The sequence below is a fragment of the Methanomicrobium antiquum genome (assembly GCF_029633915.1).
Classification (GTDB): Archaea; Halobacteriota; Methanomicrobia; order Methanomicrobiales; family Methanomicrobiaceae; genus Methanomicrobium; species Methanomicrobium antiquum.
Map to the genome: position 1 here is coordinate 1,439,237 of NZ_CP091092.1, position 20,933 is coordinate 1,460,169.

A 20,933-nucleotide genomic window follows, 5' to 3' on the forward strand; every position below is an offset into this window, starting at 1 on the left:
AATGTCAGAGCAGGATTCATACAGAAAATTATTTGTCGCAGAATCTATCGAAAATCATGAGAATATTGTCAACAATATTCTTATTCTCGAAGAAGGTTCTGATTCGAATGCAATTGATGAGATTTTCAGATCTGCACATACTTTGAAGGGAATGTCTGCATCCATGGGATATTCCGAGATGGAACACCTCTGTCATAAGATGGAGGATGTATTCAGCCTTATTAGAAGTGGCCATAATGAAATATCTCCTGAATTGACAGATCTTCTTCTTGCCTGTACAGACAGAATAGAGGAGATGATCGATGATATCGAAAACGGCGGTGACAGCTCAGCAGTAGAATCAAAGGATTTGATTGCCAAATTAAAAAAATACGAAGAATCTGATGAATCCGAAACTTCTGCAATAAAAGAAGATAACTCTTTTGATAAAACTTCAGACGATTTAAGCGGGATGTTCTCTTTGGATTTGGATGAACAAACCGATATTTACTCAGACACCAGCAAAGATGCAGAATCCTTCATTGAAGATGAAAATGGAAAAGAACCAGGGTTTTTGTCAAATATTCCAAAATATAAAATAAAAGTTACTGTCGCACCTGAATGTGGAATGAAAGACGTAAGAGCAATTATCGTTCTTCAAAACCTGGAAGATTTAGGAACCATAATCTCAAGCACTCCCACAATGGATGAGCTTGATGAAGGAATAATCGAAGATTCTCTTGAGATAATAATTGAGAGTGATTCCGGAGAAGAAGCATTAAAAAGTGCGGCAACTGTCACCGATATTTCAAATATTGAGATTGAACCTTTTTCAGAGGGAGCAGAAAAAACCGGTATTTCTGCAAGTCTTCCATCATATCTGCTTAAAATTGAAATTTCGCCTGAATGCACAATGAAAGATATCAGGGCTATGATTGTCCTGAATAATCTTGAAAAATCAGGAAATATAATTTCATCAACTCCTACTGCCGAACAGATAGATGCAGGAGAAATTGGTGATTTCTTCGAAGTTGTAATTGAAAGTGAATTATCTGAAGATGAACTTGTCAGTGCATCTTCAGGCCCTGACATAAAACAGGTAACTATCTCTTCTTCATCTGAATCAAAAAAGCCGGGTGCAACACAAGACCTTTCAGAAGGTGAAACACCAAAACCAGGTGATGATGATTTGAAAGATAAAAAATCATCAGAACAAAAGGATGCATCAGCTGATGATTCCAAATCCATTCCTTCAGACAAGGATGAACCCTCAGCCAGAAAAGAGAAAAGTTCTGAAAGCGGCAGAAAAAAAGAAGTCAAAAACATAAGAGTTGACATCCAGCGTCTTGATCAGATGATGAACCTCGTCGAAGACCTGGTGATAAACGGCGGAAGACTCAAACAGATTGCAAAAGACCATCAGATAAAGGAGATGGATGAAGCCTTAAACATGGTGAGCAGATCAATATCAGATCTTCAGAATCTCATGATGAATATAAGGATGATTCCTTTAAGCCAGATATTCAACCGTTTTCCCCGTGTTGTAAGAGACGTTGCCCATCATGACGGAAAAGAAGTTGAATTCGTAATGACCGGCAGTGAAACCGAACTTGACAGAAGTGTAATTGATAATCTTGGAGATCCTCTATTGCACCTCATCAGAAACGGAGTAAATCACGGAATTGAAACTCCTGATAAAAGAGTTGCCGCAGGAAAGCCAGGTAAAGGAAAACTTGTTCTTTCTGCAAGAGCTGAACAGGGCAATGTTATAATAGAGCTTACTGATGACGGTGGCGGAATAAACAGATCAAAAGTTCTTGAAACTGCTATTAAAAGAGGTCTTATATCAAAGGAGGACTCAGTTGGATATCCTGAAGAAGATATTCCAAACTTCCTCTTCCAGGCAGGATTCTCAACTGCTGAAGTCATCACAGATATCAGTGGAAGAGGTGTCGGCCTTGATGTTGTCAAAGGTGCAATCGAATCATTAAAAGGATCAATTAAAGTTGATTCAACAGAAGGCAAAGGAACAAAATTCATATTGACTTTGCCGCCCACTATGGCAATCATTGAAGTAATGATGGTCAGAATAAATGACAGAAGATGTGCAATACCTATAAACACAGTTGTTGAAGTAGCCAAAGTTGACTTTGAAAAAGTCACACGTATTGGCAAAAGTGAAGCGATTCTGCTCAGGGATGAAGTTTTGCAGATAAACAGACTTGATCAGATGTTCGGAAAGGTAAAAGACAGCGGTGTTGTAGTAATTGTTCAGTATAAAGGAACAAAATGCTGTATCCCTGTTGATGTAGTAGAAGGTCAGCAGGAAGTGGTAGTAAAACCGGTAAGCAATATTATCGGCAACTGCCCCGGAGTAAGCGGTGTTACAATACCCGGAGACGGAGATGTTTTGCCTATTCTGGATGTCAATACAATGATTTAAAATAATTAAAAACAAGAGGAGCAAAAAATGGAATTAAATGCGAAACAGCTTGATGCTATGAAAGAGCTTGGAAATATTGGAGCATCCCACGCGGCCACATCACTTTCCACAATGCTTATGTGCGAGATTGATATGACTGTTCCTGAAGCAATGGTTGTAGATATCTCATCGATATCTGATTATTTTGGTGATGAAATATCAGCACTGGTTGTATTTGAGATACAAGGCGAGCTTCATCCGGGAGGATACGTTGTTCTCCATCTTCCAAAGAGCTCGGCAATAAAACTTACCAATACAATGCTTGGCTCAAACGATGAAGAGCGGGAATTCAATGAAATGGATGAGAGCGCCCTTTTGGAAGTTGGAAATATTATGGTTTCACAATTTCTTGATGCAACAGCAACTCTTCTTGGTATTGTGATGCTTCCGTCACCTCCGGCAATAGCTATTGATATGGCACATGCGGCATTTGCAAACGTAGTTTCAATGATTGCAGGTGATATAAATGAAATTATTCTTTTCAGAACAGAACTTACATCAAAGATGCATGATATAGAAAGCACAATTGTAATGCTTCCATATGATGACACCTTAGGTCAGATTCTTGATCTTTTAGATAAACTTGTCAGAATTCACGAATAAAAAAAGCGATTTACAATTATAACTCCGGTAAAGATAATGGCAGAAAAAACTCAGGGAGATAAAGGAACAAATGTTGGTATCGGAGAATACCATGTCGGCAATTTCCTGATGACGTCAATAGGTCTTGGTTCATGTGTTGCTGTAATTTTGCATGACAAAAGAAGATCTACAGGGGCTGTAGCACATGTCATGCTTCCTGAGAGCAATGGAAAAACAGAAAGGCCAGGAAAATTTGCAGATACAGCAATTCCCACAATGTATGATGAATTAATAAAATCCGGAAGCAATAAAAGAGATATTACTGCAAAAATTGCAGGCGGTTCCAGCATGTTCAAACAGTTCAAAGGAAATCTTGACATTGGAGGAAGAAATGTCGAAGCAATTAAAACTGCTCTTGAAACCTGCCATATTAAACTTGACGGAGAAGATGTTGGCGGAAATTTTGGACGTTCAATCACATACAATCCCACGCAAAACGGTATCGTGCAGATAAGACGGGCTGATGGTTCATGTACAGAAATTTAATAGTTTTTTTTATTTTTTTCCTTTTTGTTTCTCCCGTATGTGCAGGCATTTCAGGATTGAATATTTTCTGGCCCGGAGATACCAATTCTATTGGCACCACTGATGTTTCAGATATTGCCGCCGGAAAAGACGGTTCTGTATTTTTTGCAACTTCAAACGGCCTTTCTTTATTTAACAACGGGAAATGGACAATTATTCATTCAAAAGCAAGTGGAAATATCGGCTACCTTGACGGAATCCCAAAAAGAAATGACATAAAATGTGTTGAATTTGACAGCTTTGGAAATCTCTGGCTTGGTTATAATGACGGACTGCAAATTTACAACGGTTATTCATCTCCGGTAAACATCATAAAAGAATATCCAAAGGGAACTCTTCAGGAATATCAGATAAACGATCTGCAGGTATTAGGAGAGCAGATGTGGATTGCCACAGGAAGTTCGGGTGTTTACTGCTACCAAAACGGTGAATGGAAATGGTTTAAGCCTTATGGAATGTCAGGGCCTGATGCAACAAGAATTGTCAGTATGGCAGTTGATTATGCAGAAGGAAACCTTTACTTAGCATCCGAAAAAAAGCCTTTTAATAGTCAGGGAAATTTTATTCTCATAAATGATGATGTAAAAGGAGCTCATTTTAAAAAAATATCTGATTATTTGATTGTAAATGATATGGAAAATGTCCGCACAAACAGGCTTGGCGGAGTTTATTTTTTCAACAAAACTGATATTGTATCATACAGCTTAAAGGGTGGATCATCACATATCCTAAACATTCGTGAAGTCTTAAAATCAGATGATACGGAAATCTCAGATATTGCTTCTTTAAGTGATGGAAAAATACTAATCGGTACAAATTCCGGACTTTTTTCCTATAAAAACGGAGATATAATAACTTCTTTTTCAGGAAAAGAGATATTTGACAGTCAGATTTCAAAAGTTTTTGTTGATTCTGATGAAAGATGGTGGTTTACAAACAAAAAAATTGCCGGTTATTATCAGGAGAACAAATTCAGTCCTGTTATATCAATAGAAATACCCTAAAAAATCAGATTGTCTCTACATTTTTTATATTCTTTTATTATTTTTCCATCAAAGGTTATCTGCAACTCATATGGATTTATAGCTTAATGTTATAATTTGATTTTTTTAAAACGTATCTTTCATTCCTGTATCTTTATGACCTGCATAGCATACTTGTCAATTGATTCGAAAAAAATATTCTTTGCATATTTTTTTCTTAACTCATCGTCTGAAAAGATGTCCTTTAAAAGATACTCAATTAAAACAAGATAAAAACCTAATGATTTAAATCTCTTCTTAAGCTCCTTAAACTGAATATCTGCCTCAGGCTTTTCATCACGCATTACATATAATGCAAGATCAAACAACTGAATAAGATACTGCGGGACTCCTTCTTTTAACGCGACACTCCTGAATTCTGCATATGATTTTTTACTGTTTGAAAGAAGCGACAGTTTAATCCCATAATAAACAGGTTCAGGACTACCCGGATTTTGCTGGGTCATCTGTTTGACAACGCCGGCCGCACCTGTCCCGTCACGCTTCTCAAGTTTTAAGTAAAAATTTTCCCTTAAAAAATCCTGATCATTGTAAAATTTGGATATTGCATAACCTAAAAGCTCTTCACGCTTGTCGTCGTTTTTGTCAATCTTGGCTTTCTGAATTCCAATCTTAACAAACCATCTTTCATTGGGAAACCACTCTGCCGTTTTTTTTATAATGACCCAGAATGCTCTTTCTAAAACATCATTATCACTAATATCCAGCTGTTTAAGGCGGGAAACTGACGGCTGAACCTCCAAAAGCTCAAGGAGAATTTCTCTCGCCTTAAGTTCATATTCAGAAGGAGTATAACTTCCCTTTGAAGCATTGTTCTTCTTAGCTTCTAATTCAGACAGGCAATAATAGCAGTAGGAGATATATATCCCGATTCTTGCATCATATTTCCAATATTCACCAAAATAATTTATTGCAACCTCATATCGTCCGATATCCATCATCTTTATACCGGATAAAATTTTCAGAGTGGATTTGCCTGCCTTTTTCCTTTTGCACCTTAAAGCATTCTTAATAATATTTTCAACAAAATCAGTCTTTTCTGCCTTTTTGCTGGACATCATCAGACGATATGCCATAGCGTCGATGAATTCATCATATGTATTATTATCAATATCGGGAAAGGCATTGTCGAGGGCCGCCATTACATGTCCAAAAAAAACCGGCAGATTGGATTCTATCTTTTCAGGACTGTTGTCAATGTACGAAAAAAGGTCTGATTTTAAAGAATCAACCTTGTCATAGAGTATTGCATCTGTTAGTTTTTCCCCTCGTGGCATTAATTTACCCCTTGCAGTGATTAAACTATTTTCTCTTCTTAAACGTGTTAAATATTATGATTTGCTAATATCTGAATAATAATAACTGCCAATAGAACGCTGTTCCCTGTCAAGATAACTCCCTGGTTTATTGATTCTTGGCCTTCCACTTTTATCTCTTCTAAACGTTATCTCAAGCTCCTTTAGGAAATAATTCATTCCCTCATGCATGTCAAACGGCCCGACTGCTTCACCACTGACTCCGGGCGTTCCGTCAAACACCAAAAGACGTTCACTTATCATATCGATCACATAAATATCATGATCAATTACCAAAACACCTGAGCCACTGCTTTCAGCATGTCTCCTAAGAACACGAGCAAGTTTTACACGCTGTTCTACATCAAGATGGGCACTTGGTTCGTCAAGTATATACAAGTCGGCATCCTGTGCAAGACACAGTGCTATTGCAACCCTTTGAAGTTCTCCACCAGACAACTGACTTACACTTGACTGAAGAATCGGTTCAAGTGACAGAGGCTCAATTATCTCATGTAAGAAATATGATGTATCAAAACGGCTTGTTGTCCTTCGAAGCATGAATTCCACAGTATCTGTAGAATCAGTCTTTATGTACTGCGGTTTGAAAGCAATTTTTACAGTCGAGGAAAGTTTTCCTTCGTCAGGCACTTCGACGCCTGCAAGGAGTTTTGCAAAAGTACTTTTTCCAATACCGTTTGCACCAACAACACCCAAAACCTCTCCGGCTTTTATTGTTCCGCCCTTGACATTAAGCCGGAATGAATCACCATAGCTTTTCTTAAATGCCGGAAATTCAAACAGTGTCTCTCTGTCAGTGTCAGACCGGTGTGCCCTTGTTTCAAAAGTTACAGAATAGTCCCTGAATCTTACATTCTCTTCTGCTAAAAATCCTTCAAGATACTGGTTTATTCCGACACGGACACCCTTTGTCCTTGTAATAATGCCAAAGACAGACGGCTTTCCATATGCAACATGAACATTGTCTGCAAGCATATCAAGAATAGCAAGATCGTGTTCGACAATCATAACCGGACTTATCTGTGAAATATCACGGATAATCTTCGCCGCTGCCATTCTCTGATAGATATCAAGGTAAGGCGTTATTTCATCAAGGAAATAGAAATCAGCTTTTCTGCACAGGCATGCCGCAATCGCAACACGCTGAAGTTCTCCTCCTGATATTGTGTCTATATCCCTGTCAAGAATCGGGCCCAGTTTCAGTTCATTTATGTAAGTATCAAGAACATTTCTCTCATCAGTTGACTTAAGAAGACTGATTACCTTTCCCTTGAAAACTTTTGGAATAAAATCAATATACTGTGGTTTTACTGCAACTTTCACATTGCCGGAAGATACTTTTGTCAGATAATCATGGAGCTCTGTTCCACTGTACTCTTCCAAAACAGAATCCCATGATGACTCTTTTTCATCAGTATTTCCAAGATTGGGAATCAGCTGTCCGGATAAAATACTGACAGCTGTACTCTTTCCAATACCATTTTCTCCCAAAATTCCGGTTACTTTTCCTTCGACAGGTGCAGCCATACCATAAAGTGCAAAACCATTTACGCCATACCGGTGAGTCGGATATTCAAGCTCTTCAGGAAGAGTAATTATATCAATTGCATCAAAGGGGCATTTTTTTATGCAGATGCCACATCCGACACAAAGCTCTTCAGATATTATGGCTTTTCCGTTCTCACCTATAACTATAGTTTCGTCACCGGTTCGCACACGCGGACAGTAGATAATACATTCCCTGCCGCACTTTTTTGAATGGCATCTGTCCTTATGAACTACAGCTATTCGCATATAATCATCCTAAAATTAAATTCAGAGCAACAAACTGCTTTATATTCATATATTCCAAAAACCTTTGCCCGCATTTTCCATCAGAATATAACGAGTCAGGCTTTTTTCATATTTTTTCAAGTAAATCTTTTTCATGAAAGTTAACACTTAACTCACATGAAATTGTGCATGAAATTTTGATTTCATGAACGTTTTAAATGAAATATTTTTGAAATATTTTTTTTCATGAGCATTTTAAAAGGAGTGCTTTTTTTTAAATGAGCACCTCTTTTGTGCATCAGACATTACTACATTTACTGTAAATTTATAGAGTCAGAAGAATTGTCCATGATATGAACCAGAATGCAAATGCCATGAATGACTGATAAAACCAGTCTTTTCCGCCAAGCTTCGAGTAATCAATTCTTAATGCCATAAAAACATGTTTTTGAAAAACAATTCCTGCCAATAGCAAAAGAAGACCCAGAATAGAGCGCGGTTCTCCTGCAGGTGTTGTTGGATCACCAATTACAAGATAAGAGATAACTCCGGTTGCAATACCCATGAAGCACGCAACACCTGTTCTTATCATGCGTTCACGATGCTCTGTCATCTTATCATTAGGTGTTTTTTTAACCTCTTTTGCCTCTGCAACAGGTTGTATTTTTTCTTCTGAATTACTTCCCTCACTCATTGAACACCAGTCATTATTTTTTGGTTTTCAGACAATATGTAGTTTGGTATATAATGGCGACACAAAAAGGAATGAGCGGCATTGATTTTTATGCCATGCTCTCTGAACTAAAATCCTGCCTTCCTTTATGGATTGGCAAAGTTTACCAGTACAATATCAATACTTTCGGGTTTAAGTTCAACGGAGATGACCGCCAGAAATACAGCTTTATTGCTGAGTGCGGACGGCGCGCCCATATGACAGGCGCTCTTCCACAGGCACCAAAGAATCCTTCAGGCTATTCGATGTTTTTAAGAAAATACATCTCCGGAGGACGCATTCTTGACATCCGGCAGTTTGGAATCCAGAGAATTATTGATTTTACTATAGGAAAAACAGAAAAGAAGTACCACCTCATTTTTGAATTTTTTGATGACGGAAATGTGATTTTATGCGATGAAAATTATGAGATAATAAATCCTTTAAAAAATCACAGATTCAAAGACAGGGATGTACTTCCGGGAGTTATGTATGTATTCCCCGGTGAAAATTCAGGAATATCAGAACCTTTGGATATAGAAAAAATTCTTAATGACAGCGGTAAGGATTTGGTAAGGACTCTTGCCGGAGATCTTATGCTTGGCGGGGAGTATGCAGAAGAATTATGTCTTATTGCAGGCCTTGATAAAAACTCAGACGCATCAGATGCAGATCATTTAGTAGTCTATAATGCTTTTAATGAGATTTTGAAGAGATGCACAGAAGAGAAAAGACCTGTCATAACAAATTTTGCCTGCAGACCATTTTTACTTGAGACTGAATCAGAATATGCAGTTATTGATGAATTTGAATCATACAATTCCGCACTTGAAACCTACTATCCGCTACCTGATTTCAAACCTGAAGAAAAAAAACCGAAACTCTCAAAGGAAGAAATCATAAGAAACAGACAAAAACAGGCAATTGTCGGGTTTGAGAAAAAAATTGCAGAAGCTCAGGTAAAAGCCGACCTGCTTTATTCAAATTATCAGCTGGTATCGGAAGTTATCAAAACTCTTGATGAGGCCAGCAAAACCCATTCGTGGCAGGAGATAGAGGATATTCTCAAAAACAGCAGTATGCCTGCGGCAAAATCGATTATGAAAGTTTACCCGGAAAATGCTTCTGTTGATATTTCTATTGACAATTTTGTTCTAAGAGTCTTTGTTCATGAGGGAATAGAACAAAACGCCAACCGCTATTACAATGAGATTAAAAAATACAAAAAGAAGAAGACCGGTGCTATAAAGGCAATGGAGAGATTTATTCCATCAGAAAAAACAGGAAAATCAGAGACTAAAAATGAGTATTCTCTTCTTAAACCAAAATGGTATCACAGATTCAGATGGTTTTATACAAGTGACGGTGTCCTGGTGATAGGCGGTCGTGATGCGGCAACAAACGAAGAAATCGTTAAGAAATATATGGAAGGAAATGATGTCTTTGTTCACGCCGATGTTCACGGAGGAAGCGTTGTAATTGTAAAAGGCGATACAAAATGCTGGGATGAGGTTTCTCAGTTTGCAGTATCATATTCCAATATCTGGAAATCAGGGCATTTTTCAGGCGATGCATATGCCGCAGAGCGGACACAGGTAAGCAAAACTGCAGAATCAGGTGAATATGTCTCAAGAGGTGCATTTGTAATCAGAGGTGAGAGAAGATATTTCAAAGACGTTTCTGTAGGAGTTGCAATTGGTCTTCAGTACGAGCCTGCAATTGCCGTTATCGGAGGCCCGGTATCAACCATTAAGCATCGTGCAAAATATTATGTTGTGCTAAATCCCGGAACTTTTGAACCTAATGACTCTGCAAAGAAAGTGCTTAAAAAATTAAAGGATATGATTCCAAAAGAAGATCTAAGAGTTCTTAAAAATGTTTTAAATACAGAAAAGGTCGCCGCCTTTGTTCCACCGGGAGGATCTGACATTTCTGATTTTTCCGGAGAATAAACAGATGAAAGCAGATTATAAAGAACTCAAAAAGTCCTTTGGAGAGATTAAATTATTTCCGGAAAATACCGATGATCTCTGGCATCTTGAACATCTGATTACTCCGCAGAGCCTAGTTTATGCAACAACGTTTAGAAGTTCTGAAAATGCAACCGATAAAAAAAGACCGGAAAAGATGGAAAAAATCCCGGTCCGTCTTGGTATAAGAGTTGAAAAAGTTGAATTTCATCATAACTCAAACAGGCTTCGTGTGGCCGGAATTATAGAATACGGGCCGGACATTGGCTTTTATCACACTCTCAATGTTGAATCAGGTTATGAAATATCTGTCATAAAAAAGTGGAGCAACACTGATCTTGAAAGAGTCGAAAGAGCTGTCAGGTCATCATCTGTCGGCGTAATTCATATAATCACTCTTGAAGAAGGTGAATGCGAAATTTACAGAATAAGGCAGTTTGGCCCGGAATTTGTCAAATCAATCTTAAGCGGATCTGGAAAAAGTGATGGAACAGATAAAAGGCAGGCATTTTTTGACGAGATATTAGAGATAGCATCACTGACAACCGGACCTTTGGTTATATCCGGACCAGGTTTTATCAAGGATGATTTCATGAATTATCTCAAAACAAAAGATAAAGACACTGCCAAAAGATGTATTACAGCCGATACAAGAAGATCAGGACGCGGTTCTGTTCAGGAGGTAATAGGTCAGGGTATTCTTGACAAAATAACAGAGGATCTTCAGCTCAAACATGAGGTACTGGCTATGGATGAGCTTATTAAACGGATATCTTCCAATGGAAATGCCACATACGGATTAAAAGAGACAGAATCGTCAATTGATTTCGGTGCCGCAGAAACTATTCTTGTATGCGACAATCTGATAAGAGATGCTGTAATTACACAACTGCTTGAAAAAGCAGAGAATATGCGTGCAGAAATAATTGTCTTATCAACTGAATTTGAACCAGGCAAACAGCTTTCAGCTCTTGGAGGTATTGCCGCATTACTTCGTTTCAGAATATAACAAGCATGAAAATGAAAATGTGACAACTGCTTAAATGCATTGTCGCTAAAATACGCCGTCTCATCTAAATCTCATGTGAAAGATTTACATGAAATAAATATTTCATGCAACAGTTACCATGCAAACAAATTCTTTGTTTACATGAAAAAAATATATTTATTCTTCTGATTTTTCTGCTTCTTCTTCTGCTTCTTCTTCTGCTTCTTCTACAGGCTCTTGAGTTTCATCCTCAGGCTTTTTAAAGGACTCTTTTAAGACGACCTCTTCAATTCCGTCAATGAACTCAAAAATCTGATAAACTGCCATTCCTTTACCCATCATCCAGCGCTGATCGTATGAGATTCCTGCAGGAAGCATGATTGTAAGAATGCCGTCATTTAACTCCATTTCAAAGTCGCGGCTGATGAAAAGATTAAAGATTGCCTTAGCCTGTTCGACCGGATCTTCAATTTTTCCTTCAATACTGTACTTGTAGTCAAGAGTTTTTCCTGCAAGCATATGGTTAAAGTCAATTACCGCACGCTTTCCAATTACATTTACAACAACGCCCTGGCGCCCGTCTGCAGATACACGCATACCTACTGTTGGTTTTTCCTTGAATTCCTTTACAGGAACTGACTTTACAAGTGTGTTGTCACGTCCTCCATATGCCTTTTCCGGAGAAATTGTAACTTCGTACTCTGTTCCAATCTCTTTTCCTGTCAGATCTTCATCAAGTCCTGGAATTACGTGTGTACCACCAATGCGGATGACGATTGGCTCATATTTTTTTCCTTCGGAAAAACTTCCGTCCTCTTTTGCAACTTCCTCATAGGTAGTGTCAAAAATTATACCATCAGCAGAACCTGTATAGTTCAGTTTTACAAAGTCTCCTTCTTTAATTGCCATAAAATTACACCTGTCTATATTACTTAGTTGAGTTAACCTATATATGTGATGCAGAATGCTTGAAGTCGAAGCCAAAATAAAATTGGACTCAATTGATGAGATTAAAGCAATTCTCAAAGAAAAAAAAGCCCGTTTTATTAGTAAAAGTATCCAGAAAGATACATATTTCAATTCAAACCAGCGTGATTTTGCAAAAACTGATGAAGCATTGAGAATCAGGGATAACGAAGGAAAATATGAACTTACTTACAAAGGGCCAAAGGTAAAAGGAACAGATGCAAAAGCGCGTGAAGAGTTCAATGTAGATATAAATTCTGCAGAAAATCTTGAAGAGATTTTTATTCGTCTTGGTTTTTTCAAAAGCAGTAATGTTTTTAAGACAAGAGAAGAGTATTCATACAAAAATACAACAATTGCACTTGATGTTTTGGAAGGGCTTGGACATTTTATAGAGATAGAAGTTGTAAGCGATGATAAAGAAGAAGCTATTGAACTAATTGACAGTGTAAAATCAGATCTTGGCATCAAAGGCGAAAATATTAGAGAATCATACCTTGAAATGCTTTTAAACAAAAAATAATTTCTAACGGATTATATCAAGAGATATATCCTGAATATTCCCTCTAAACATTTATTAAAACCAATAAAATGGATTATTCATTAATACCATCCATGAAATTATATCTCATGAAAAAACATTTTTATCAAAAAAATCTTTCAGGCCCTTAACAGGGCCTGTCTCCGGCGGTTTTTTATCTCCGAATCTTTCGTGAATTTTTATAATTTCAAAAGTTCAACCCTTATCTCCTTAGGCTCCTCGCCTAAAGTTATCAAAGCACATCTTCCCTCAGATGCAGGACCGGGATTTACTACGATTGTTCCTTCAACTTCCTTTACACCTGACTGGTCGTGGATATGACCACAACATACAAGATCATATTTTTTCATATGTTCCTTTAAGGACTGACTTCCGACATTGTTTCCACCGACATCATCAAGCGTTCCATACGGTGGTGCATGACAGAGAAGAATGTTGTGGACATTTTGCCTGACCCTACCTTCGGCATCTTTTAAGATACTGTCAATCTCCTCTTCTTCCAACTCAAATGGTGTCTTAAAAGGTGTCGGATTTGAGCCGCCAATACCAACAATTGTAATTTTACCAATATCAATTGAAGCGCCGTGAAGTGACACTGCACCAGACTCTTCAAGAGTTTGCAAAATTTCTTTTGGATCGCAGTTACCCGGAATTGCAAAGCACGGAACATTAATTTCATCAATCAGCTGAATTACTGGTTCGCAAGGCCCCATGTCAGTAAGATCACCTGATATAAGAACCAAATCCGGGTCTAATTCCAAAAAAGAACCCATCCTGCCATACTGACCATGAAGATCAGAGAGCAATAGAACTTTCATCATTCTTTATTCATTTTTGTTCTTTCTAAAAAACCTTAACTCTGTATTCATCCATGAACCTGTAACACGCCCCGATAAAGCAAGTTTTCCAAGGGTTTTTTCAACCTCCGGAATAAGTGGTGCAGGTTTTTTTTGATGCAAAGGAGTGCCGGGAAGAGGTGTGAAATAGTGCGCATGAACTTTTCCTGTCCGGCAAACCCACTTTATCTGATTTAAAGTATGTATTTGATCTTCTTCTGATTCACCAGGAAGGCCTACAATATAATCTACAACCGGCATTATTCCATTGTCGCGGCAAAGCTCAACGGCATCAAGAACATCTTCTGCCGAATGTCCGCGATTAATCCGTTTTAAGACACTGTTGCTTGCGGACTGTGCGCCAAAATGAATTTTTTTGTTTGAACAAAATTTTAAAATTATGTCTATTGATTTCTGAGTTATAAACTCAGGTCTGACTTCGCTTGGAAAAGTTCCAAAATAAAGATTTTTATCCTTTTCAAAGCCGGAGAGAAGTCTTGTAATTTTATCATATGCAGGAGACCTGCCATCTCCTCCATATGAAAGAGCATTTGGTGTTAAAAATCTGACATCAGTATATGCCTTTGATGCGCAGATTATTGAATCAATTGAACGGTGACGCATGCATCCCCCGAATAGATGCGGAGTCTGGCAGTATGCACACTTAAAAGGGCATCCTCTCGATATCTCAAGATAACCTTTGACTTTTGAAAAAGGAGGATATGAATCAAGAAGAACACAGGTGTCATTTTTTATGTAACCTTCCTTTGTTGCAACACCTTTTGGAAGAAAAGCCCGGCTATTTTCAAATTTATTCTCAGATTTATTCTCAATATATCTTATCAGTGCAGGAAGTGTGTACTCTCCTTCTCCAACAATAACATAATCTGCATATTTCAAAACCTCGTTTCTCATAGCTGATGGATGAGGACCGCCTGCGATTGTAATACAGGAGGCCTCTTTCATCTCCTCCAAGTAATGCGGAGCGTTTATTGAATTAAGACTATAAAGAGTAATGTCATCTTCAGGAGATTCAACCGGATTTAAAATTATATCATTTTTCTCACATGCAGAGTATAACGCGGCATATGAATTTTTTGCGGCCTTTATTAACCTCCAGTTCACCCTCATTGCAAAAAAGATTTAGATTGAAACTTAATTTTATTATCCCATCAGGGTATTATTTCACAGCCGTTGTATTTCTGATGCTCAAACTGATTTAATGAAACAATTCCTTCATCAATCATTTCCTTAACAAATACTGAATTTTTTTCTATAGCGAACTTTAGATTTCGGACTGTTTCATATACAGCTCTTCTTCCCTCAGGCGGCCAGGGTTGTGTCAGATTTGAATAAAGACATCTGCCTCCGCAAAAATTCAGGATGTCACAGTTAATGCAATCACCGGCAATCTCTATTTTTTTAAGTGACTGCGGTGTATCGGAGTTTATGTGCCCGCAGTAGTAGTCCCTCATTCCCGCCATACAAGGACACGGGGCTAAGTTTCCGTCCTGAAGAATACTGTAAGAATTAACTCCACATCCGCACCTGAGCGGAGAGCTACCATTTTTTAATAATACATCCTGCATCGTGCCAACAAAAGGATACCATCTCATAACACGACCTTCTTTTTTCATAGTGTCAGTCCATAAATCAACAAGACGTCTTATTCCGGGATTATAACTGTTTTTTACCCAGCCACAAAAGTTCTCGCGCAGTTTAAAATCGCTCCAGAAATTTGAGTCCATCTGCCAGTGAATTGAATCAAAAGAAAAATCGGGATTGTCTGAGAGGTATCTGACAGATTCATAGATATCGGTTTTTTCGGTCACAGTCATTCTGGCAATTATTTCATTCCCATAGCCGTTATTAATAATCTTTTTTAAATTTTTGATAACTTTGTCATATGTTCCAAAACCCCTGCAGTTATCTGTTGTTTCCCTGTCACCGTCAATTGATGCAAAAATTGATTTGAATTTATTTAAATAATCGCTCTCTAACAAATACAAAAGAGTTGCATTTGTCTGAATTGCAAAATCTTTTACAGGGGCGTTATCCATAATCTCCCTAATCAGATCACTTCTCATCAGGGGTTCTCCCCCATAAAATGTCAACACTGCATCTTTGTCTTTTGAGAGAAAGCTATAAAGGTGTTTTAGTGACAAACCAAAATCACATGGAAGTGTGTCATCTATTGTTACCTTGTCCGGACTTTCGTCAGACATGAAAAACATCTTTCCGCGGCAATATGTACAGCATAGATTGCACTCATCGGTCAAAAGAATGAAATAATTCATCTTATAGTCTCATCCCTGAAAACGTTTTTGAAATGTATGATTATGAAAAGAAAATTTCGAGAACAATTTACTAATATCCAAATTATTGCTCAATTATTGCAGTGCCCAGATCACCATCAACTATGATATTTGTTCCGTCATCAACATCAAAAATATTCTTTTCCAGTCTGTCAATCATTGGAATGTCGGCAATTATCGCCCCAACAGCAATTATAGTCTCAGCATCAATGTTTATTATTGCCACAGGAGATTTTTCATTTCTTTTCAGGGCATATATAACATATGAACCAACTGTTGATCCTTTCCCATATGGAAATGCAAGTACTTTTCCTGCAATTGATTTTCCCTGCAGAGGGTGCCCGTTTTCTACTACAACGCCGGTCTGCGGATCAACGCCGGATAAAAAGGAGATGGGTTCACTGCTTTTTAACAATTCACCACTCCCCTGTCCTTTAGAAATACCTCTGCCCTGAATTGTAAAAGACATATCTAATAAATGTTGTAAGATTAAGATATAAAGTAACATGGATGAGACCATCTACAATACTCCGGAAGACAGTGATATGTCAAAACTCCGGTTACAGGAACTATATGATCAGGTTGAAGAACTGAGCATGAAGGTCGAATTCCTCAACAGAGAGAACGGGCGCCTTGAGAAAGAGGTTGCTCAGCTCAAAAAAGAGAATAACCAGTTAAAACGCCCACCACTCTTTGTTGCGGCAGTGATCGATGTAATGGACAGCGGAGAAGTATACCTAAGACAGCAGGGAAACAACCAGGAATACATAACACATTATATTGATACACTGGAGGGAAAATTAAAGCCCGGAATGAAGGTTGCTGTAAATAATGCTCTTTCAATAGTCAGGACTGTTGACAATACATTTGATTCAAGAGTCCGAGTAATGGAGCTTGAAGAATCTCCAAATGTCACGTTTGCACAGATAGGAGGACTTAAAGAGGAGATAGAAGAAGTCAGGGAAGCTGTTGAATATCCGCTGACACGTCCTGAAATTTTTGAAAAGGTAGGTGTTGAGCCGCCAAAGGGAATTTTACTCTACGGACCACCGGGAACGGGAAAAACACTTATTGCAAAGGCTGTCGCAAATCAGGCTAAAGCAACATTCATCAGAATGTCTGGAAGTGAACTTGTCCACAAATTCATCGGCGAAGGTGCACAGATGGTAAGAGAGCTTTTTTCACTGGCCCGTGAGAAAAGTCCGTCTATTGTATTCATAGATGAAATAGATTCTATCGGAAGCATGCGCACACAGGACGGCACATCAGGAAGCGCTGAAGTTCAAAGAACTTTAATGCAGCTTCTCGCCGAAATGGACGGTTTTGACAACCGCGGGAATGTAAGGCTTATGGCGGCAACAAACCGTGTGGATATGCTTGACCCTGCCCTTTTAAGGCCTGGAAGATTTGACAGGATTTTGGAAGTCTCTCTTCCGGATGAAAAATCAAGGCTTGAAATATTAAAAATACACTCTGCAAAGCTGAACATGAAGGATGTGGAGATAAACAGTCTTCTAAAAATTACCGAGAATGCAACAGGTGCTGAAATTCAGGCAATATGCCGTGAGGCCGGAATGAATGCTGTTCGAAACAACTCAGATTACGTAACAATGAAAAACTTTACTGATGCCGTATTTAAGGTACGAAGAAAAACAAGATCAGAAGATATAATGTACATCTGATAAAATGAACCTTCTTTTTATTCAAAAACAGGGAATTGACCTATACAACACTCTTTTGTCATCTGAAACCAGCAGAGGCATACTTAGATTTTACCGTCCTGTAAAAACAGATTACGGCGTAATAATTGAAAACGCAACGCTTGGAAATGCTCTTTCATTAACCTCTGAGCTAAACTGGTACAAAAGACGCTATATTTCAGATGTACTCTTTGAGATTTCTCCTGATTTATTCTGTACACATGAATTCGCGCTTGATATCTACAGCCGCGACAAGAAGATGAAAGAGACCTGGAATTATACGAAACTTATAGGAGTGAATTTAGGTTTTACATCAAATGTCATGTTTATACAGCCTCATTCCTCAAAAGAAGATCATCCTGAATTTGGGGAGGATATGAGCTTTGTGTTTGAGGTCTGGTGCAGTGAAGAGGAATGGACTGAGGGCTTTAATGAATAAGATAACTTTCATAAGTTCAGATTTTTTTATTTAACTCGTATTTTAAATTCCCTCAAATAAGGTTGAAAAAAATGACATTGATATAACAAAACTTTGAAAAAAAGATGAAAATTGAATGTAAATGGATTTTATCAGATTCGATTTATTTTTTTCAGGCAAACATTGCACCGTCAATTAATTCACCGGCGCCGTTTCTGTGATCAAATCCTACCTTTTCTATAGCTTTTATGAAATCATTTTTGGATACTTTCTCTCTTTCAGAGCGTATAGCAAACATTCCGGCCTCTGTACATATCGCTTTTATGTCAGATCCCTTCATGCCTGCTGTAAGTATCGCGATTTCATTTAAGTCAATATCATCATCAACACTCATATCCTTTGTATGAATTTTGAATATTGAAAGGCGGCCTTCAATATCAGGCTCAGGTATCTCTATTATCCTGTCAAATCTTCCGGGTCTTAACAGCGCAGGATCTAAGATATCAATCCTGTTTGTAGCACCTATAATCTTTACATTTCCTCTGTCCTTAAAACCGTCAAGGTCAGCGAGAAGCTGCATTAAAGTTCTCTGAACTTCCCTGTCGCCTGATGTGATGCTTTCAGAACGGTGTGCGCCGATTGCATCTATCTCATCAATGAAAATTATTGAAGGTGCATCTTTTTTGGCATGCTCAAAAAGCTCTCTTACAAGCCGTGCTCCTTCTCCAATGTATTTTTGAACAAGTTCAGAGCCCACAACCCTTAAGAATTTGGCGTTGGTCTCATGCGCAACGGCTCTTGCAAGAAGAGTCTTGCCTGTGCCCGGCGGTCCGTAGAGTAAAACACCTCTTGGAGGAGATATCCCAACCTTTTTGAAAAGTTCGGGTTTTGTAAGCGGCAGTTCAACAGCTTCCCTTATCTCTGTTATCTGCTCCTCAAGTCCGCCGACATCTGCATAAGTTTCATTTGGAGCATCATCTATCTCCATTCCATAAATCTGCGAATCAAACGACTGCGGAAGTATATCAACGATTGTAAGAGACTGCTGATTTAATGTGCATCTTGCACCCGCTTTTAAGTCTTCAGTTTCTATAAAACCTGAAGCACGCACCATAAATTTAGGGCCTGCGCTGGACTGAACAACTACTCTGTTGTCAGCAGATACGTCAGTTATTGTGCCGATGATTAACGGAGGGCTTCTTAATTTCTCAACTTCGGTTTTAAGTTTTCTAATTTCCCTCTCATAGCGTATTTTCTGGCTTTCAATGAAACGCTTTTCGGATTCCACCTGCCTAATCTCTTCTCTAAGCTCAAGATTTCGGCTTTCCAGACCGGAAATTCTATCAAGGAGGTATCTGGTGATATCTTCCTCGGAACGGGAATCAGGATTGTATGTCTGGCTGTCTGCCATAGGCACTCTCAAATAGTTATATAGGGGTAGTTCAATATATAGATATTTACGATTAATATGTCAGAATGTGAGGTTTGCGGGGAAGTTATCCGTGGAAAGCCTGTTCTGGTTTCAATTGGCGGAACAAAGATGTCTGTTTGCCCCAAATGCTCAAAGTTAGGTACTCCTGTTGAGCAGCCGGGAAGTGAGATTAGAAACCAGTTATCAGGAAAAATAAGAACAGTATCTCCAAAAGGTCAGCCGGTAGTCACAAAAAAAAGGACGCGCGATGTTTTTGACCTTATGGGTGGCGAAATTGTCGAGGATTTTAGTGAGAAGATACGTGAGGCAAGAATAGAAAAAGGTCTTTCCCCAAAAGATCTGGCTTTTGAACTTAAAGAAAAAGAGGGCCTGATTAAAAAAATAGAGAAGGGAATGATTCCTGAAGATGATGTCAGAAAAAAACTGGAAGAAGCTCTTGGAATAAGCCTTCTGGATTCTTTTGACGCGTCACAAAATACCGGAAAAGCAGGTCATATCACACCTACACTTGGAGATGTGATGAAATTTAAGAAAAAGTAATATTTAAGGAAGATTACAAAAATGAGGATTTATTAATGCCTGGAATATATCCAAAAATAATAATCAATTTCAAGGCTTACAACGAAGGTTTTGGTCATTCTGCTCATAATATTGCAAAGGCATCAGAGTTTGTATCAGAGCAGTCCGGAGTTTTGATAGGAGTTGCTCCATCATATATGGAAATTCACCCAATCTCAAAGCATTACGAAATTCCTGTGTATGCCCAGCACGTTGATGCAATTGAACCTGGTGCCCACACAGGACACATCCTTGCAGATGCTGTGCGCCACGCTGGTGCGATTGGAACCCTTATCAATCACTCTGAAAGAAGGCTGACACTTGCAGATGTTTCAGGCGCGGTTGATGCGGCAAAAAAGGCGAACCTTCAAACCGTTGTCTGCACAAACAATATCCCGACCAGTGCCGCCGCCGCGGCTTTTTCACCGGATTTTATTGCAATTGAACCGCCGGAGTTAATAGGAAGCGGCATTTCTGTAGCAACAGCAGATCCGGCAATAATTGAAGATTCTGTAAAAGCTGTGAAAAATATTAATTCAAATGTAAGAGTTCTTGCAGGAGCCGGCATCAGCACGGGAGATTGTGTAAAAAGAGCTCTTGAACTTGGCGCTGACGGTGTTTTGCTTGCATCAGGCGTTGTTAAAGCTAAAGATCCTGAAGAAGTTCTTTTCAATCTTGTATCAAAAATATAGATTTTTTTTACTTTTTCCACTTTCTATTTTTTAAATGTCACACTT

20 protein-coding genes are annotated in these 20,933 nt (G+C 38.4%); 11 read left to right on the forward strand and 9 right to left on the reverse strand.

All coding sequences use genetic code 11. The annotated features are described in order from the left end of the window. The first annotated feature begins 1 nt into the window (after position 1). The 4 genes from L1994_RS07155 to L1994_RS07170 are packed head-to-tail and all read left to right on the forward strand — an operon-like array spanning position 2 to position 4,632. On the forward strand, positions 2 to 2,422 hold the full coding sequence (locus L1994_RS07155; protein ID WP_278098770.1) for a chemotaxis protein CheW: 2,421 nt from the start codon (positions 2 to 4) through the stop codon (positions 2,420 to 2,422). Positions 2,423 to 2,449: 27 nt separating this feature from the next. Then, the gene (locus L1994_RS07160; RefSeq protein ID WP_278098771.1) at positions 2,450 to 3,064 is read left to right on the forward strand and encodes a chemotaxis protein CheC; all 615 of its coding nucleotides are present in this window, start codon (positions 2,450 to 2,452) and stop codon (positions 3,062 to 3,064) included. A 36-nt stretch (positions 3,065 to 3,100) separates the two neighbouring features. Then, complete coding sequence (locus tag L1994_RS07165) at positions 3,101 to 3,589, forward strand: chemotaxis protein CheD (protein ID WP_278098772.1); 489 nt, start codon at positions 3,101 to 3,103, stop codon at positions 3,587 to 3,589. A 56-nt stretch (positions 3,590 to 3,645) separates the two neighbouring features. Then, complete coding sequence (locus L1994_RS07170) at positions 3,646 to 4,632, forward strand: ligand-binding sensor domain-containing protein (RefSeq protein ID WP_278098773.1); 987 nt, start codon at positions 3,646 to 3,648, stop codon at positions 4,630 to 4,632. A gap of 119 nt (positions 4,633 to 4,751) precedes the next feature. Here L1994_RS07170 and L1994_RS07175 read toward each other — a convergent pair whose 3' ends face one another. From L1994_RS07175 to L1994_RS07185, 3 genes are all read right to left on the reverse strand, one after another. Then, on the reverse strand, positions 4,752 to 5,948 hold the full coding sequence (locus L1994_RS07175) for a hypothetical protein (RefSeq protein ID WP_278098774.1): 1,197 nt from the start codon (positions 5,946 to 5,948) through the stop codon (positions 4,752 to 4,754). A gap of 54 nt (positions 5,949 to 6,002) precedes the next feature. Next, positions 6,003 to 7,781 carry a ribosome biogenesis/translation initiation ATPase RLI gene (locus L1994_RS07180; protein WP_278098775.1) on the reverse strand — a complete coding sequence of 593 codons (1,779 nt, stop codon included), beginning with the start codon at positions 7,779 to 7,781 and terminating at the stop codon, positions 6,003 to 6,005. Between the two features lie 304 nt (positions 7,782 to 8,085). Beyond that, positions 8,086 to 8,454: an EMC6-like membrane protein gene (locus tag L1994_RS07185; protein ID WP_278098776.1), complete on the reverse strand. Its 369-nt coding sequence runs from the start codon at positions 8,452 to 8,454 to the stop codon at positions 8,086 to 8,088. A 53-nt stretch (positions 8,455 to 8,507) separates the two neighbouring features. Between L1994_RS07185 and rqcH the strand changes: the two genes are divergently transcribed. Both rqcH and L1994_RS07195 read left to right on the forward strand, forming a co-directional pair. Beyond that, positions 8,508 to 10,424: a ribosome rescue protein RqcH gene (rqcH, locus tag L1994_RS07190; protein WP_278098777.1), complete on the forward strand. Its 1,917-nt coding sequence runs from the start codon at positions 8,508 to 8,510 to the stop codon at positions 10,422 to 10,424. A gap of 4 nt (positions 10,425 to 10,428) precedes the next feature. After that, a complete protein-coding gene (locus L1994_RS07195; protein WP_278098778.1) occupies positions 10,429 to 11,451 on the forward strand; it encodes an mRNA surveillance protein pelota in 1,023 nt (340 codons plus the stop codon). A gap of 156 nt (positions 11,452 to 11,607) precedes the next feature. On the opposite strand, the gene L1994_RS07200 is transcribed toward L1994_RS07195, so the two are convergent. Beyond that, positions 11,608 to 12,339: an FKBP-type peptidyl-prolyl cis-trans isomerase gene (locus L1994_RS07200; RefSeq protein ID WP_278098779.1), complete on the reverse strand. Its 732-nt coding sequence runs from the start codon at positions 12,337 to 12,339 to the stop codon at positions 11,608 to 11,610. A gap of 55 nt (positions 12,340 to 12,394) precedes the next feature. Here L1994_RS07200 and cyaB point away from each other — a divergent pair, with 55 nt between their 5' ends. Then, positions 12,395 to 12,919: a class IV adenylate cyclase gene (gene cyaB / locus L1994_RS07205; RefSeq protein ID WP_278098780.1), complete on the forward strand. Its 525-nt coding sequence runs from the start codon at positions 12,395 to 12,397 to the stop codon at positions 12,917 to 12,919. Between the two features lie 197 nt (positions 12,920 to 13,116). On the opposite strand, the gene L1994_RS07210 is transcribed toward cyaB, so the two are convergent. The 4 genes from L1994_RS07210 to L1994_RS07225 all read right to left on the reverse strand — a co-directional run bounded on the left by L1994_RS07210 (position 13,117) and on the right by L1994_RS07225 (position 16,557). After that, positions 13,117 to 13,758, reverse strand: a complete 642-nt coding sequence (locus L1994_RS07210; protein WP_278098781.1) for a metallophosphoesterase family protein — start codon at positions 13,756 to 13,758, stop codon at positions 13,117 to 13,119. Positions 13,759 to 13,761: 3 nt separating this feature from the next. Next, the gene (locus L1994_RS07215) at positions 13,762 to 14,904 is read right to left on the reverse strand and encodes a TIGR04013 family B12-binding domain/radical SAM domain-containing protein (protein ID WP_278098782.1); all 1,143 of its coding nucleotides are present in this window, start codon (positions 14,902 to 14,904) and stop codon (positions 13,762 to 13,764) included. Positions 14,905 to 14,945: 41 nt separating this feature from the next. After that, the gene (locus L1994_RS07220) at positions 14,946 to 16,070 is read right to left on the reverse strand and encodes a TIGR04084 family radical SAM/SPASM domain-containing protein (RefSeq protein ID WP_278098783.1); all 1,125 of its coding nucleotides are present in this window, start codon (positions 16,068 to 16,070) and stop codon (positions 14,946 to 14,948) included. Positions 16,071 to 16,152: 82 nt separating this feature from the next. Beyond that, on the reverse strand, positions 16,153 to 16,557 hold the full coding sequence (locus tag L1994_RS07225; protein ID WP_278098784.1) for a DUF126 domain-containing protein: 405 nt from the start codon (positions 16,555 to 16,557) through the stop codon (positions 16,153 to 16,155). A 37-nt stretch (positions 16,558 to 16,594) separates the two neighbouring features. Between L1994_RS07225 and L1994_RS07230 the strand changes: the two genes are divergently transcribed. Both L1994_RS07230 and L1994_RS07235 read left to right on the forward strand, forming a co-directional pair. After that, the gene (locus L1994_RS07230; protein WP_278098785.1) at positions 16,595 to 17,770 is read left to right on the forward strand and encodes a proteasome-activating nucleotidase; all 1,176 of its coding nucleotides are present in this window, start codon (positions 16,595 to 16,597) and stop codon (positions 17,768 to 17,770) included. 4 nt (positions 17,771 to 17,774) lie between these two features. Then, the gene (locus L1994_RS07235; protein ID WP_278098786.1) at positions 17,775 to 18,227 is read left to right on the forward strand and encodes a DUF5804 family protein; all 453 of its coding nucleotides are present in this window, start codon (positions 17,775 to 17,777) and stop codon (positions 18,225 to 18,227) included. 151 nt (positions 18,228 to 18,378) lie between these two features. On the opposite strand, the gene L1994_RS07240 is transcribed toward L1994_RS07235, so the two are convergent. Beyond that, positions 18,379 to 19,617 (reverse strand): proteasome-activating nucleotidase, encoded by a 1,239-nt coding sequence (locus L1994_RS07240; RefSeq protein ID WP_278098787.1) that lies wholly within the window; start codon positions 19,615 to 19,617, stop codon positions 18,379 to 18,381. Positions 19,618 to 19,674: 57 nt separating this feature from the next. Here L1994_RS07240 and L1994_RS07245 point away from each other — a divergent pair, with 57 nt between their 5' ends. Together L1994_RS07245 and tpiA are read left to right on the forward strand one after the other, a co-directional pair. After that, on the forward strand, positions 19,675 to 20,178 hold the full coding sequence (locus tag L1994_RS07245; RefSeq protein ID WP_278098788.1) for a multiprotein bridging factor aMBF1: 504 nt from the start codon (positions 19,675 to 19,677) through the stop codon (positions 20,176 to 20,178). A 35-nt stretch (positions 20,179 to 20,213) separates the two neighbouring features. Next, entirely contained in the window at positions 20,214 to 20,888 is a 675-nt protein-coding gene (gene tpiA / locus L1994_RS07250; protein ID WP_278098789.1) for a triose-phosphate isomerase, read from the forward strand. Positions 20,889 to 20,933: the final 45 nt, after the last annotated feature.